The organism is Testudinibacter sp. P27/CKL/0425 (genome assembly GCF_052931395.1).
In genome coordinates this window covers 86957-101870 of sequence record NZ_CM128801.1, presented here as the reverse complement: position 1 = coordinate 101870, position 14914 = coordinate 86957, and the positions used below count along the sequence as shown (strand labels likewise).

General features: G+C 46.5%; 17 protein-coding genes and 4 tRNA genes. 4 read left to right on the top strand and 17 right to left on the bottom strand.

Features of this window, described 5'->3' with window-relative positions; genetic code table 11:
• Positions 1-104: 104 nt before the first annotated feature.
• From rplI to yceD, 12 genes are all read right to left on the bottom strand, one after another.
• Positions 105-554 carry a 50S ribosomal protein L9 gene (gene rplI, locus ACUHGC_RS00550; RefSeq protein WP_446833767.1) on the bottom strand — a complete coding sequence of 150 codons (450 nt, stop codon included), beginning with the start codon at positions 552-554 and terminating at the stop codon, positions 105-107.
• Positions 555-572: 18 nt separating this feature from the next.
• Positions 573-800 carry a 30S ribosomal protein S18 gene (rpsR, locus tag ACUHGC_RS00545; protein ID WP_005759927.1) on the bottom strand — a complete coding sequence of 76 codons (228 nt, stop codon included), beginning with the start codon at positions 798-800 and terminating at the stop codon, positions 573-575.
• Positions 801-812: 12 nt separating this feature from the next.
• Positions 813-1139 (bottom strand): primosomal replication protein N, encoded by a 327-nt coding sequence (gene priB / locus ACUHGC_RS00540; RefSeq protein WP_446833766.1) that lies wholly within the window; start codon positions 1137-1139, stop codon positions 813-815.
• The gene (gene rpsF / locus ACUHGC_RS00535) at positions 1126-1503 is read right to left on the bottom strand and encodes a 30S ribosomal protein S6 (protein ID WP_446833765.1); all 378 of its coding nucleotides are present in this window, start codon (positions 1501-1503) and stop codon (positions 1126-1128) included. The genes priB and rpsF overlap by 14 nt, the downstream gene beginning before the upstream one ends.
• Before the next feature lie 263 nt (positions 1504-1766).
• The gene (gene fabF / locus ACUHGC_RS00530) at positions 1767-3005 is read right to left on the bottom strand and encodes a beta-ketoacyl-ACP synthase II (RefSeq protein WP_446833764.1); all 1239 of its coding nucleotides are present in this window, start codon (positions 3003-3005) and stop codon (positions 1767-1769) included.
• Between the two features lie 183 nt (positions 3006-3188).
• Positions 3189-3419 carry an acyl carrier protein gene (acpP, locus tag ACUHGC_RS00525; RefSeq protein WP_034617387.1) on the bottom strand — a complete coding sequence of 77 codons (231 nt, stop codon included), beginning with the start codon at positions 3417-3419 and terminating at the stop codon, positions 3189-3191.
• A 289-nt stretch (positions 3420-3708) separates the two neighbouring features.
• Positions 3709-4437, bottom strand: a complete 729-nt coding sequence (gene fabG / locus ACUHGC_RS00520) for a 3-oxoacyl-ACP reductase FabG (protein ID WP_446833763.1) — start codon at positions 4435-4437, stop codon at positions 3709-3711.
• Positions 4438-4457: 20 nt separating this feature from the next.
• Positions 4458-5399 (bottom strand): ACP S-malonyltransferase, encoded by a 942-nt coding sequence (gene fabD, locus ACUHGC_RS00515; RefSeq protein ID WP_446833762.1) that lies wholly within the window; start codon positions 5397-5399, stop codon positions 4458-4460.
• Positions 5400-5427: 28 nt separating this feature from the next.
• The gene (locus tag ACUHGC_RS00510) at positions 5428-6378 is read right to left on the bottom strand and encodes a beta-ketoacyl-ACP synthase III (RefSeq protein ID WP_446833761.1); all 951 of its coding nucleotides are present in this window, start codon (positions 6376-6378) and stop codon (positions 5428-5430) included.
• 48 nt (positions 6379-6426) lie between these two features.
• Positions 6427-7461, bottom strand: coding sequence for a phosphate acyltransferase PlsX (gene plsX, locus ACUHGC_RS00505; protein ID WP_446833760.1), 1035 nt, complete (start codon positions 7459-7461; stop codon positions 6427-6429).
• 32 nt (positions 7462-7493) lie between these two features.
• On the bottom strand, positions 7494-7664 hold the full coding sequence (rpmF, locus tag ACUHGC_RS00500; protein WP_034617399.1) for a 50S ribosomal protein L32: 171 nt from the start codon (positions 7662-7664) through the stop codon (positions 7494-7496).
• Between the two features lie 16 nt (positions 7665-7680).
• Positions 7681-8202 carry a 23S rRNA accumulation protein YceD gene (yceD, locus tag ACUHGC_RS00495; protein ID WP_446833759.1) on the bottom strand — a complete coding sequence of 174 codons (522 nt, stop codon included), beginning with the start codon at positions 8200-8202 and terminating at the stop codon, positions 7681-7683.
• A gap of 173 nt (positions 8203-8375) precedes the next feature.
• Here yceD and asd point away from each other — a divergent pair, with 173 nt between their 5' ends.
• The 3 genes from asd (at position 8376) to ACUHGC_RS00480 (ending at position 11509) form a co-directional block, all read left to right on the top strand.
• Entirely contained in the window at positions 8376-9275 is a 900-nt protein-coding gene (asd, locus tag ACUHGC_RS00490; protein ID WP_446833758.1) for an archaetidylserine decarboxylase, read from the top strand.
• 38 nt (positions 9276-9313) lie between these two features.
• The gene (locus tag ACUHGC_RS00485; protein WP_446833757.1) at positions 9314-9946 is read left to right on the top strand and encodes an FKBP-type peptidyl-prolyl cis-trans isomerase; all 633 of its coding nucleotides are present in this window, start codon (positions 9314-9316) and stop codon (positions 9944-9946) included.
• 231 nt (positions 9947-10177) lie between these two features.
• The gene (locus tag ACUHGC_RS00480) at positions 10178-11509 is read left to right on the top strand and encodes an anaerobic C4-dicarboxylate transporter (protein ID WP_446833756.1); all 1332 of its coding nucleotides are present in this window, start codon (positions 10178-10180) and stop codon (positions 11507-11509) included.
• A 354-nt stretch (positions 11510-11863) separates the two neighbouring features.
• Here ACUHGC_RS00480 and ACUHGC_RS00475 read toward each other — a convergent pair whose 3' ends face one another.
• The 5 genes from ACUHGC_RS00475 to ACUHGC_RS00455 form a co-directional block, all read right to left on the bottom strand.
• Positions 11864-12655 carry a glycosyltransferase family 32 protein gene (locus ACUHGC_RS00475; RefSeq protein ID WP_446833755.1) on the bottom strand — a complete coding sequence of 264 codons (792 nt, stop codon included), beginning with the start codon at positions 12653-12655 and terminating at the stop codon, positions 11864-11866.
• Positions 12656-12759: 104 nt separating this feature from the next.
• Positions 12760-12835, bottom strand: a tRNA-Val gene (locus ACUHGC_RS00470).
• 43 nt (positions 12836-12878) lie between these two features.
• Positions 12879-12954, bottom strand: a tRNA-Val gene (locus ACUHGC_RS00465).
• A 42-nt stretch (positions 12955-12996) separates the two neighbouring features.
• A tRNA-Val gene (locus tag ACUHGC_RS00460) sits at positions 12997-13072 on the bottom strand.
• 41 nt (positions 13073-13113) lie between these two features.
• A tRNA-Val gene (locus tag ACUHGC_RS00455) sits at positions 13114-13189 on the bottom strand.
• A 183-nt stretch (positions 13190-13372) separates the two neighbouring features.
• Between ACUHGC_RS00455 and gltX the strand changes: the two genes are divergently transcribed.
• On the top strand, positions 13373-14821 hold the full coding sequence (gene gltX, locus ACUHGC_RS00450; RefSeq protein ID WP_446833754.1) for a glutamate--tRNA ligase: 1449 nt from the start codon (positions 13373-13375) through the stop codon (positions 14819-14821).
• The last annotated feature ends 93 nt before the right edge of the window (positions 14822-14914 follow it).

The following is a 14914-nucleotide window of genomic DNA, read 5'->3' as shown; positions in this document are numbered from 1 at the left end:
GGATTAAACTTAGATGAGCCTCAGTAAAAATAATTATCTATTTGGTGGCTGCAGGCAATAAAAAACCCGATCTAAGATCGGGTTTTTTTGATGAATAAACTGAATTATTCAGGAATGACGTTTACGATCAATGAAGTGAAAACTTCACCGTGTAATTGGAAGCGCACTTCGTGTTCGCCGGTGGTACGCAATGGACCTTCGGACAAACGAACTTCGCTTTTCGCCACTTCAACACCGGCTGCTGTGACTGCTTCAGCAACATCACGCGGGCCGATAGAACCGAACAGACGGCCTTCATCACCGGATTTAGATGCGATGGTTACAGAAGTCAGGGCAGCGATGCGCTCTGCGCGCGCTTGTGCTTCTGCCAACTCTTTAGCCACTTTCGCTTCTAATTCAGCACGACGTGCTTCGAAGTGTTCGATGTTCGCTTTAGTTGCCATAACCGCTTTCCCTTGTGGGATTAAGAAGTTACGTGCGAAACCTGCTTTAACGTTAACTTGGTCACCAACGTTACCCAAGTGAACAATTTTATCTAAAAGAATAATTTGCATTACCGTATCCTCTCTTGATTACTGATGATTGTCAGTGTACGGTAACAACGCTAAGTAGCGAGCGCGTTTGATAGCGCGAGCCAGTTGACGTTGGTACTTCGCACGAGTACCGGTAATACGGCTTGGAACAATTTTGCCGCTCTCTGTAATGTAGTTCTTTAACGTTGCGATATCTTTGTAATCGATTTCAACTACGTTTTCCGCTGTAAAACGGCAGAACTTACGACGACGGAAATAACGTGCCATAGGGCTAGTCTCCTAATCTATAAATTCGATTTGCTCGGCGTGTAATACTAACTGATTGAGTCCGTTAGCACTTTTATGTGTGGTGATAAAACCAATCACTAAAAGTTCACTGCCGACCGTAATGCTTTGAGTTTGTTTAATTAATTGTGAGCCGCTGAGCGATACTGCAATATTACACCAAGCTTGCCGGGTTAATTCGGCTTCGGTTTGAGTTGAACGATGTTGCAAAATAAACCGACAGTGTTCAATGCCGCTCGGGCTTTTGTCTCGTCTCGGGTGGGAAATCACATTTCCTGTCAGCGAGAGACGATTCTCAATTGTTAAATTACTCTTCAGCATCCTCATAATCGTTGTTTTCAACTTCAGCGGAAGCGCGACGTTCGTCTTTCGCTTTCACCATTGGGGACGCTTCTGTTACGGCGTGCTTAGTGCGCATGATTGCGTTACGCAGAACAGCGTCGTTGTAACGGAAAGTTGTTTCTAGCTCGTCGATTACTTCTTGCGGTGCTTCTACATTCAGTAACACATAGTGTGCTTTATGTAGTTTGTTGATTGGGTAAGCCAATTGACGACGGCCCCAATCTTCTAAGCGATGAATCTGACCACCTACTTCTTTAATAGAACCAGTGTAGCGCTCGATCATGCCTGGTACTTGTTCGCTTTGGTCCGGGTGAACCATAAAAACGATTTCGTAGTGACGCATTACTGCTGCTCCTTACGGGTTAATCAGCCTCCGACGATAGACCAGTCACCAATCTGCGGAAGCAAGGAACGAAAATGGAATGTGACTGTAAGGCGCAAGATTATACCGAGATTCAAAGTGCGGTACAAGGATTATTTTTGAGCAATTTGAGAAAAGGCGCTAGGCGAAAAGTAGGGGGGGATTTTTATATCCGCCCGCTAATTTAGTCTACAAACTGCACTTAACTGATTAAACAAAGTATAAGTGCGGTAAAGAGGAGAGCACTATAGTTTTTTGAAAATTAATGAACCGTTGGTGCCACCAAAACCGAATGAGTTGCACAGTGCATATTCCAACTCGGCTTTGCGTGCGCTGTTTGGTACTAAGTCCAACTCAACGCGCGGATCTTGATTGTCCAGATTGATGGTTGGCGGTACGATTTGATCTTTCAGTGCTAACACAGTGAAAATCGCTTCTACCGCGCCGGCTGCACCTAATAAATGTCCGGTCATCGACTTGGTTGAACTGACTAAGATGCTGTCTTTATTAGCAGCAAACACAGTGCTGATGGCGGTAGCTTCCGCAATATCACCAGCTGGGGTTGAAGTGCCGTGTGCATTGACATAACCCACTTGCTGAGGCTCGATTTGCGCATCACGCACTGCGTTGCTCATTGCCAATGCTGCGCCCGCGCCGTCTTCTGGTGGGGAAGTCATATGGTAACCGTCACCACTCATGCCAAAGCCGACCAGTTCCGCGTAAATTTTTGCACCACGTGCTTTTGCGTGTTCGTATTCTTCCAATACCATGACGCCAGCGCCGTCGCCCAGCACAAAGCCGTCACGATCGACATCCCAAGGGCGGCTTGCCGCTTGTGGGTTGTCGTTACGAGTGGAGAGTGCGCGAGCTGCACCGAAACCGGCAATCCCAAGTGCGGTGCTGGCTTTTTCCGCGCCGCCTGCGATCATCGCATCGGCATCGCCATAAGCGATCATTCGTGCAGCATGACCGATATTGTGCACACCGGTGGTGCAAGCGGTAGCAATGGTGATATTCGGACCGTGCAGTTTATAATTAATCGATAGGTGTCCGGCAATCATGTTTACAATCGTGGATGGAACGAAAAACGGGCTGACTTTGCGTGGCCCGCCGGCAATCAATGCGGCATGGTTTTCTTCGATTAAACCTAGCCCGCCGATACCGGAGCCGATTGCGACGCCGATACGTTGAGAATTTTGTTCGGTCACTTCTAAACCGGCATCTTGAATCGCTTGCATACCGGCGGCAATGCCGTATTGGATAAATAAATCCATTTTCTTGGCATCTTTGCGTGAGATATAGTCTTCACAGTTGAAGTCTTTCACCTGACCGGCGAATTTGGTGGTGTGGTTGCTGGTATCAAAATTTTCGATAAGATTTATACCGCTCTTGCCTGCCAGCAGGTTTTGCCAGGTTGAATTAACATCATTACCAAGCGGCGATAGCATTCCTAAGCCTGTAACAACGACGCGACGTTTTGACATGAATTATGCTCCGAGGGGCAGTTTAAAATAGAATCATGAAAAAATTAATTGTCTGCGGCGGCATTGCAGCGCCTTGCCGTATAACGGGTAGTGTTTGCGGCTTGCAGCCTAATTTATTTCACTTTATTTTTAAGTAATACAGATAAAATTTAGGCGGTTTGGTAACCGCCTAAATCAAGAAGATTATTGATTATTTTGAACGTAATCAATTGCAGACTGAACAGTTGTGATTTTTTCCGCTTCTTCGTCAGGAATTTCGATGTCGAATTCTTCTTCCAAAGCCATAACCAGTTCAACTGTATCTAAAGAGTCAGCACCTAAATCTTCAACGAATGAAGCTTCAGATTTTACTTCGTCTTCTTTAACGCCTAATTGTTCAACAATGATTTTTTTTACGCGTTCTTCAATACTCATTTTTAAATTTCCTATGTTTTAAATTTCGCCACAGCGAGAGGTGAATATGGTATGTACCGTTTGAACGACAGCAAGTCGTTTACGCGATTTCAAATCGTTAAAAGCAAATTGCTCAAGCGAATACATACTATGACAAAATTTGGCTATATTCTTGTTTCTTGGGAAAGTCTATAACCAAGATTGTATACCGACGCAGATTTTACCATTAACCGAGAGGCGTTGTCATGTATTTATCTTAATTTGTCTGATTTTGCGACAGTGAAAAAGTAAATACCGCACGCCAATCGGATCAATTCATGTAAAGTCCGCCGTTAACGTGCAAAGTCGTGCCGGTCACATAGCCCGCATCTTCAGAGGCTAAAAAGGCAACGGCTTTGGCAATGTCTTTTGCTTCGCCCAATTTGCCCGCCGGAACATTGCTTAAGATTGCTTGTTTTTGTTCTTCGGTCAGTGCATGGGTCATGTCGGTGGCGATAAAGCCCGGTGCGACTACATTCACGGTGATACCACGAGAAGCCACTTCTTGTGCCAATGCTTTAGAGAAACCGATTAAACCGGCTTTTGCCGCACAGTAGTTGGTTTGCCCCGGGTTGCCGGAAGAACCGACCACCGAACCGATAGTGATGATGCGCCCGTAGCGTTTTTTCATCATGCTGCGCAACATGGCTTTTGACAGATGGAACACCGAGGTTAAATTGGTGTCGAGAATGTCGTTCCACTCTTCTTCTTTCATGCGCATTAATAAGTTGTCGCGAGTTATGCCGGCGTTGTTGACCAAAATATCAATTTCGCCGAATTCGGCTTTAATTTGCGCCAAAGTCTGATCAATTGAAGCTACATCAGTCACATTCAGCACCAAGCCTTTGCCGTTTTCGCCTAGATAGGCTGAAATCGCTTCTGCGCCTTTTTCGCTGGTGGCGGTGCCGATCACCGTCGCGCCTTTGGCGACCAATTCTTCGGCGATCGCTTTACCGATACCACGGCTGGCGCCGGTCACTAACGCAATTTTTCCTTGCATAAGATGTCTCCTTGTTTGAATTAATCTTGAATCAGTTCTGCGACCGCACTTAATGAAGCGATGTCGTTAACTGCGTGTGCGTCCAATGCTTTGTTGATACGTTTGGTCAAACCGGTTAATACTTTATTTGGCCCGATTTCAAACAGAATCTGCACACCGGAGGTCGCCATTTTTTCTACGCTTTCGGTCCAGCGAACCGGGCTGTAAAGCTGGCGAACCAAGGCGCTACGGATCTCTTCCGCGTTTTTCTCTTGCTTCACATCAACGTTGTTAATCACGGCAACGTTTGGTTGTTTGAAGGTGATCGATTCCAACGCGACCGCTAATTGATCGGCGGCAGGTTTCATCAAGGCACAGTGTGACGGCACGCTGACCGCTAGTGGCAACGCACGTTTAGCACCGGCTTCTTTACACAATGCGGCAGCGCGTTCAACCGCGTCTTTGTTACCGGCGATCACCACTTGACCGGGTGAGTTGAAATTCACCGCAGAAACGACTTCGCCTTGTTCGGCTTGCGTGCAGGCGTTAATAATCGCTTGATTGTCCAAACCGATAATCGCATACATTGCCCCAGTACCGGCAGGAACGGCTTTTTGCATCAGGCGTCCGCGCAGTTCTACCAATTTGATCGCTTCTTGGAAATCCAGCACCCCGGCGCAAACCAAGGCGGAAAATTCGCCTAAGCTGTGTCCCGCCATCACTTCAGGCTGTAATTCCGGATATTGTTGCTGCCAAACGCGATAAATCGCCACCGACGCCGCTAAAAGTGCGGGTTGAGTGCGCCAAGTTTGGTTCAGTTCTTCGGCTTCGCCTTGTTGTACCAGAGCCCATAAATCGTAGCCCAACGCATCGGAAGCTTGTTTAAAGGTTTGTTCAACCACATCAAATTGAGCGGCTAATTCAGCCAGCATTCCGATAGCCTGGGAACCTTGTCCCGGGAAAACCATTGCAAATTTTTTCATCTGTTCCTACTTCTCTTAAATTTAAAACTTAAAACCGAACTAATGCCGAACCCCAGGTCCAGCCGCCGCCAAAGGCTTCCAGCAGTAGCAATTGCCCGCGTTGGATCCGTCCGTCGCGCACCGCTTCATCCAGCGCTACCGGCACGGTTGCTGCGCTGTTATTGCCGTATTTTTCCACGGTGAGCACCACTTGTGACATATCCATATTGAGTTTTTTCGCCGTTGCCGCAATGATTCGGATATTGGCTTGATGTGGCACCAGCCAGTCAATATCCGATTTTTGTAGCTGATTAGCGACCAGCGTTTCTTCCACCACGCCGGAAAGTTGCCCGACCGCCAGTTTAAACGTGGCGTTGCCTTGCATTTGAATAAAGCCGGAATCTTGCGAACCACGCTGCTGTTGCGGTAACACCAGCATATTTTCGGTATCTGCCGAGGCGTGTAAGTGGGTGGACAAAATGCCCGGCTGATCACTGGCTTCTAAAATCACCGCACCTGCGCCGTCGCCGAACAGCACCACCGTGCTACGATCGGTTTCGTCCAAATAACGGGAGTTAATGTCAGAACCGACCACTAAGGCTTTTTTAACCTGGCCGCTGCGGATAAATTGATCGGCAACCGATAACGCATAGACAAACCCGGTGCAAGCCGCGGCGACATCAAATGCAATCGCATCTTTAATGCCTAATATGCCTTGAATTTGGCAAGCCGCACTTGGGTAGGCGTGTGAATTGGTTGTGGTGCCGACCACAATCAACTCAATGTCATTCGCATCCAGATTTGCCATTGCCAATGCGTTTGCAGCAGCATTCGCGCCCATGCTGGCGACGGTTTCATCAGCGGCGGCAATACGGCGCTCTTTCATTCCGGAACGGGTAAAAATCCATTCGTCGGAAGTCTCAACCATTTTTTCCAAATCCGCATTACTGCGAATCTGTTGCGGCAAATAACTGCCGGTGGCTAAAATTTTACTAAACATACTCATCTCATGAGGTGAATTATCAATAATCAACGGCTTTATGATGAATTATTCTTTTTCTAAGCCGGCTAAAATTTTACTTGGAATCTCAGACCGCACTTGCCATGCCGCTTGTTGAATCGCATACAGAAACGCGGCTTGATTGGCGCCGCCGTGGCTTTTGACCACCACTGAGTTAAGCCCCAACAACGACGCGCCGTTATACTTATCCGGATTAAACTGGCTCAATTGGCTGAAATATTTTTTCAGCAAATATTTGCCACATGGCACAAACCATTTTTTCAACATGGATTTGATTTTCGATGGTTGACCGCCACCGTTTTTCAGCAGGCTGAACAGATTCTTGGCTGTGCCTTCTAAGGTTTTTAATGCAATATTGCCGGCAAAGCCGTCACATACGATCACATCGGCATAGCCGTTCAACAGATGGTTGCCCTCAATATAACCGATATAGTTTAATTGAGTTTGTTGTTGAATCATATCGGCGGCGTCTCGGATATTTTTCAACCCTTTTAACTCTTCAATCCCGATGTTTAACAAGGCGACTCGCGGATAGACCAGATTAAAACTGTTTTCGGCGAAAATCGCGCCCATTTGTGCGAATTGCAATAAAGTTTCCGCCGAGCAGTCAATATTCGCGCCCAAATCGAGCATAATCGTTTGCTTGCCGTTAATCGTCGGAATATTGGAGACCAGCGCCGGGCGCTGAATGCCGGCTAGCGGTTGCAGCAACACTTTTGCCAATCCCATTAATACCGCCGTGTCGCCGCCACTCACGCAGGCTTGCGCCCGATGATCACGCACCGCTTCAATTGCCAAGCGCATTGAGCTGCCTTTACTGTGGCGCAACGCATGGGACAGTCCGTGTTCGTTTTTAATCACGCGTTCACAGTGCTTGACGGTAATCCGCTGACGTAGCGCAGACGAAAGAGTGGCGAGATAAGGGGAAATAAGTTGGCTGTCGCCAAACAACAGAATATCCAGCATTGGATCTTGCTCCAACGCTTGCAGGCTTGCCGGGATAGTAATACGGGGACCAAAGTCCCCGCCCATCACATCTAACGCCAGGGTTAGACGAGTCAATTGCTTACCTTAAAGGCTCAACAGTAATAAAATTACTTGTTGATAACTTTACGGCCACGGTAGTAACCGTCAGCGGTTACGTGGTGGCGCAAATGGGTTTCGCCGGTTTCTTTATCAACAGAAACAGCAGCAGTAGTCAGGGCATCGTGAGAACGACGCATATCACGACGTGAACGAGATTTTTTATTTTGTTGAACAGCCATTGGCCATACTCCTAAATTATTTTCGCTTTAAATTAGCTAATACAGCGAACGGGTTTGGTTTTTCTGCTTCAGCAGGCAATTTGCCAAAAACCTGTTCAGCCACGGACACTTCACAGTGTTCAGGGTCATGCATCGGAACCAGCGGCAGGGAAAGCATTAATTCGTCTTCCACTACATCTCTTAAATCTATTTCGCCAAATTCGTTAAATTCGATCGGCTCATAAATTTCAGGTAACACATCTGCCTGATCCATGTTGGACACCGGACTGTAGCAAAAACTGCTTTCCAATGTCTCAGTAAAAGGCTTATCGCAACGTTGACAGACCATCTCCACCTCGACAGTGGCATGACCTTTCATCACCACCAATCGTTGCGGATCGATTGAAAACGACAATGTAACTTGTGCATCGCTGAGCACTCGACTGACAGAAGTCTGTAAACGTTCCAATTGGCTTGGGGCGTAGTAACTTACGTAATCCAAACGGCGTTGGGCGTCTTTGACCGGATCGACAGTCAGGGGAAGTTTAACCTTTTGCATAGGGTGCGCATATTAACTGTACAGACCAAAATAGTCAAAAGGAATTATACATTTTTGCCAAGTTTTTTTCTGCCGCAAACCGCACTTTGACGATTTTGACGGCTTTAGCTTGCGCCACAAACTTGCTATACTGCTCGGCTTATTGATTATGTCATTCTAAAAAGGCTGAATTTATGACAACAGAAGTAGCAAAAAGCCGCTATTGGCAACATCTGAAAGTGGCGTTTCAGTATTTAGTGCCGCAATTGGCGTTGACTCGTTTAGCGGGCTGGTTTGCCGAAAAACAGTGGGGCGCGGTCACCCATTTGGCAATTAAAGCTTTCAGTGTCAAGTATAACATTAACTTGCAGGAAGCGGAAAAATCCGAAGCCAACCAATATGTGTCTTTCAACGAATTTTTTATTCGGCCGTTGAAAGCAGGCGCGCGTCCGATTGATAGCAACTCAAATGCGGTTTGTTTTCCGGCAGACGGCGCAGTGAGCGAATTGGGTGAAATTGCCAACGGGCAGTTATTTCAGGCAAAAGGGCACTTTTTCAGCTTGTCGGATTTGCTGGCTGACGCTCAAAACGCCGCTTCGGCATTTGAAAACGGCAAATTCATCACCACCTATTTATCACCACGAGATTACCACCGAGTGCATATGCCATGCGACGGCGTATTGCGCAAAATGGTGTATGTGCCGGGCGATCTGTTTTCGGTTAATCCGTTTCTGGCGCAGCACATTCCGAATTTATTTGCGCGCAACGAGCGGGTAGTTTGCTATTTTGATACCTCGTTCGGCAGCATGGTGCAGATTTTGGTGGGCGCAACGATCACCGCCAGTATCAGCACCGTCTGGGCGGGCGTGATTAATCCGCCGCGTTCCGGCAAGATTCAACAGTGGGAATATCCGGCTGAGGGCGATGCCGTTATACGCCTGAAAAAAGGTGAGGAAATGGGCGCATTTCGTCTCGGTTCAACCGTGATTAACCTGTTTCAAGCGGAAAGTGTGGTATTCTTACCGCACTTGCGTGCCGGAAGTGCGGTGCAAATGGGGGCCGCGATGTCACAAAGCGAGCAACCGACAGAATAAACAACCTCTTCATCCATTTAACCTAAATAAGGAACAATATGAGCGAACAATTTTTTGCCGCAGTGCAACTAGAAACCACCGAGCAACAAGGCAGCTACGGGATCGGCTTACAAATGGGGCAGCAACTGCTGCAAAGCGGTTTGAATATCAGCGTGGAAGCGGTTGCTAAAGGCATTTACGATGCGATCCAACAAAACGCACCGGCAGTCGAATTGCAACAAGTGAGCGCTGCGTTACAACACATGCAACAGCAAGTCACCGAATTGCAGCAAGCGCAATTTAAAGAAATCGAACAAGCGGGTAAAGACTTTTTGCTGGAAAACAAACAAGCGGCGGGCGTGAAAGAGACTGAAAGCGGCTTGCAATACGAAGTGTTGGTAGAGGGTACAGGCGCAGTGCCAAGCCGTCAAGACCAAGTGCGGGTACACTATACCGGCAGCCTGATCGACGGCACGGTATTCGACAGCTCGGTGCAACGCGGACAACCGGCGGAATTTCCGGTCAGCGGCGTGATCAGCGGCTGGATTGAAGCCCTTTCAATGATGCCGGTCGGCTCAAAATGGCGTTTGACCATTCCTCATCACTTGGCTTACGGCGAACGTGGCGCAGGCGCGTCAATTCCACCGTTCAGCACCTTGATTTTTGAAGTGGAATTGTTGGATATTCTGTAATTCTGTTTCGCGAAATTCGAGCGGGAAATCTGATGATTTCCCGTTTTTTTATGTCTGAAAATCAGTAATCGTTAGCCAAATGTTATCAAGATTGTGTTTTTGTGCAATAAAGATGTATTTACTAATCAAAAATAGTGAGCTAAATCAAAACTTCACAATTTTACACTTGTTTGCGGATAAGGATTTCGTATCATAACCACCGATTATTCATTTTTTTACAAGGAAAAATATATGCTGTACTTGGAGTTTTTATTTCTCTTAATCATGCTCTATATCGGCAGCCGATTCGGTGGGGTTGGTCTTGGGGTCGTTTCGGGCATCGGTTTATTGATTGAAGTGTTCGTATTGCGGATGCCGCCGTCTTCGCCGCCGATTGACGTAATGCTGATTATCATCGCGGTTGTGACCTGTGCGGCAATTTTGGAAGCTGCCGGCGGTTTGAAATATATGCTGCAAATTGCTGAACGCATTTTGCGTCGCAATCCGAAAATGGTCACGTTTTTAGGACCATTGGTGACTTACACTATGACCTTAATGCTGGGAACCGGGCACGCGGTTTACACTATTATGCCGATCATCGGTGACGTTTCATTGAAAAACGGTATCCGTCCGGAACGCCCGATGGCGGCAGCTTCTGTTGCTTCGCAATTAGGGATCACCGGTAGCCCGATTTCCGCTGCGGTAGTTTATTATTTAACTCAAATTGTTGAATTGCCGGGCTATCAACACGTGACATTGTTAAGTATCGTGGCGGTCACCATCCCGGCAACCTTGGCAGGGGTTATTATGATGTCACTGTATAGCCTGCGTCGCGGTAAAGAATTGAAAGACGATCCGGAATATCAACGTCGTTTGAAAGATCCGGTCTGGAGCGATCGTATTGCCAACACCACCAGTACTACGTTGAACGAAGTGTTGCCGAGTTCTGCGCGTAATGCGGTATTGCTATTTATCTTAGCCTTGGCAATCATCGTCGTGGTGGCGATTTTTCCTGAAATTCGTACTATCAAAGAAGGTGGAAAAGCGATCTCAATGGGGATTATCATTCAGATGATGATGTTGGCATTCGGCGGGATTATCCTGATTGCCACCAAAACAAATCCGCAAACCGTGCCGAACGGTGTGGTGTTTAAATCCGGCATGGTGGCGATGATTGCGATTTTCGGGATTGCTTGGATGAGTGATACCTATTTCCAATATGCGATGCCGTCATTTAAAGCCGGTGTAACGGAAATGGTAGAAGCCTACCCGTGGACCTTTGCTTTCGCACTGTTCGCCGTTTCGGTGGTGATCAACAGCCAAGCGGCAACCGGACGTATGATGCTGCCGGTCGGTTTAGCAATCGGCTTGCCTGCGCCGCTGTTAATCGGTTTGCTACCTGCGACTTACGGTTACTTCTTTATCCCGAATTATCCGTCCGATATCGCCACTGTGAACTTTGACGTAACCGGTACCACCAAAATTGGTAAATACTACTTCAACCACAGTTTCATGGTGCCGGGGATTATCGGGGTAGTGACTGCGTGTTTTGTTGGTTATACACTGGCTTACGCGATTATTTAAACGATACTCGAAGCAAATCCAGACCAAAGTGTGGTTTTCTATGAGAACCGCACTTTTTTATTATCGCAAGACAAGGTCTCGCTATAATGGAAAACATATGCAATGCGTATGAAATCAAAAGGCTTAAGCGGTGAAAAGAAAATCCTTGCTATATAATGAATAAGGCTGACAACCAAAATTTAAAATATAAGAGGATAAGTCATGGTAAATAAATCCAATGACGATTCAAATTAACTTGATGTCATCAATCAAGAACTATTTAACGTATAATATTTCTAGTTTCAATGTAGTGTTGTGACTTTTAGAAAACTAAAAAACCACCGCTTAAAGCGGTGGTTTTTTATCTTTGCTGAATTATTTCAACAAATCTTCTTTTTTAGCGTGCGTCCATTTGCCGCGTTTTTTGTCGATATATTGGAAATATTCATTGGTGAAACTGCCTTGAATTGCAGTTAATTTTTCTGGACGGACACTCATTGTTTTATCGCCGATAGCCATATTAAACGGAACCGGACCGGTTAAACTATATACACCGTCTTCGATTCGGCGCTGTTCGATATTATCAACGATAATATCCAACGTTTCTTTCAAAATAGGGTTGCCTTGCGCGCAGGCAATAAAGTAGTTGTTATATCTGCCTTTGCGGTAAACCAGAACTTCATTATCATGTTCGCCAATCATGGTGGATAACGGCCATACTAGCTGGCCGTCGATATCCATATAAATACCGCCCATTTTGTATAATACCAGCAGGCGCCAAAAATCTGCCTGTGCGGCGCCGTCGGTTAACTTGCTATAAGCGGCAAACATTCGCTCATCCGCGTGTTCACGGATAAATTCAACGCGTTCTTCCGTGCTGACATAGCGGTAATCAAAGCTGAGTGACATCAAGCGGTTAAAGAGATAGTTCAGATAAACCGGCAGGCTGACCAGATTGGTATAATTCGTTTGCCAAATGGTTTTATTAATTTTAGTCGGTTTAGTCGATTTTAATTTTGCCGGGCTAAATTCCGGGATTTTAAAACGTTTTTTAGGCAAGATGGCATGAAACGGATAGCATAGCGTTTTGCAGATATTACCCAACAATCGGCTGCAACGATTTGCGATCAAAATGGCTGTTTTATAATTGATGTTATTGTATTCCATTATTTCACCTGAGAGTGTTTTACGAAGAGTAAAATTAAGGTGCAATATAACACAATAAATAGAAATAGTTATTAGCTAAATCGTAATTTTATGGAAGAAAAAGATGGTGGGCGATACCGGTCTCGAACCAGTGACCCCCTCCTTGTAAGGGAGGTGCTCTCCCAACTGAGCTAATCGCCCGCTTGCCTTTCAACGAAAGTGCGGTTTAGATTTTAAGCTTAAGTGGTGGGCGATACCGGTCTCGAACCAGTGACCCCCTCCTTGTAAGGGAGGTGCTCTCCCAACTGAGCTAATCGCCCACTTAAGAAGCCTTAAAATCATGGGTAAGTTTGAGCGGAAATTGGTGGGCGATACCGGTCTCGAACCAGTGACCCCCTCCTTGTAAGGGAGGTGCTCTCCCAACTGAGCTAATCGCCCGCTAGGTCAAACTTAGCAACAAACAGACACTTTGGAAAAAGTGGTGGGCGATACCGGTCTCGAACCAGTGACCCCCTCCTTGTAAGGGAGGTGCTCTCCCAACTGAGCTAATCGCCCGTTTGTTGTGAGCGAGCATTATAATGGGTGCTGTGTTTCAGTCAATGCTTTTTTGCCTTTTTAGCGTTGATTGTCGTAAAAATAGACATCTGGTTTTAATTTTTACTATCAATAGCCGCCAGTCATAGTACAATACCCGCCATTTCTTAGATTGTTATTTTAACGAATTTACAAGGTTAGCTCATGGATATTCAGCCACTTTTCACTTTTAATCCTGATGTCAAAGTCAGAACGCGTTTTGCTCCTAGTCCGACCGGCTTTTTGCACGTTGGCGGCGCGCGCACCGCACTTTATTCTTGGCTCTATGCTCGCCACAATCAAGGCGAATTTGTGTTGCGCATTGAAGATACCGATTTAGAACGCTCAACCCAAGCGGCAACCGATGCGATTTTAGAAGCAATGGAATGGTTGGATATGCACTGGGAACACGGCCCGTATTATCAAACCAAGCGCTTTGACCTCTATAATCAAGTGATTGACCAAATGCTGGAACAAGGCTTGGCGTATCGCTGCTATTGCAGCAAAGCGCGGTTAGAAATCTTGCGTGAACAACAAGAACAAAATAAAGAAAAACCGCGTTATGATCGCCATTGCTTGCACAATCACGATCATCAACTGAATGAGCCGCACGTTGTGCGGTTTAAAAATCCGACCGAAGGCTCGGTGATTTTTGACGATGCGATTCGTGGCAAAATCGAAATCAGCAATCAAGAATTAGATGATTTGATTATCCGCCGCACTGACGGCTCGCCAACCTACAACTTCTGCGTTGTGGTAGATGATTGGGATATGGGGATTACCCATGTAGTGCGCGGTGAAGATCACATCAACAACACCCCACGCCAAATTAATATTTTGAAAGCGTTAGGCGCGCCTGTGCCGGTATATGCGCACGTGTCGATGATCCTAGGTGAAGACGGACAAAAACTCTCCAAACGCCACGGCGCGGTGAGCGTGATGGAATACCGTGATAACGGCTACCTGCCGGAAGCACTGAATAACTATCTGGTGCGTTTAGGCTGGGGACACGGCGATCAAGAAGTATTTAGCCGTGAAGAGATGACAGCGCTGTTTGATCTAGAATCGGTTAGCCGTTCAGCCAGTTCATTCAATCACGATAAATTATTATGGCTGAACCACCATTACATTCGCGAATTACCGGCAGAAAAAGTCGCAGGCTATTTAACATGGCATATGCAAGATCAAGGAATTGATACCAGCAACGGTCCGGGCCTGGAAGCCATTGTACAAATGTTAGGCGAACGCTGTAAAACCCTAAAAGAGATGGCAAGCGCCAGCCGCTATTTCTTTGAAGATTTCACTGAATTTGATGAAAGTGCGGTTAAAAAGCATTTTAAAGCCGCTACGGTTGAGCCTCTCCGCTTAGTGTTGCAAAAACTGACCGCACTTGGAGATTGGAATGCGCAAGCTATTCATCACGCCATTGAACAAACCGCCGCGGAACTCGAACTCGGCATGGGCAAAGTGGGTATGCCGTTGCGCGTTGCCGTGACTGGCAGCGGACAATCACCGTCGCTTGACGTAACATTAGTCGGCATCGGTAAAGAGCGCAGTTTGCAACGCATTCAAAAAGCAATTGAATTTATTCAAGCAAGCGTTGCTAAAGCATAGAACTGATTTAATTTTAGCCACTCAAACACAGAATGGCTGAAATCAGATTGACAGATTGCAGTGCGGTTATTAATATAGCCGCACTTTCATGAC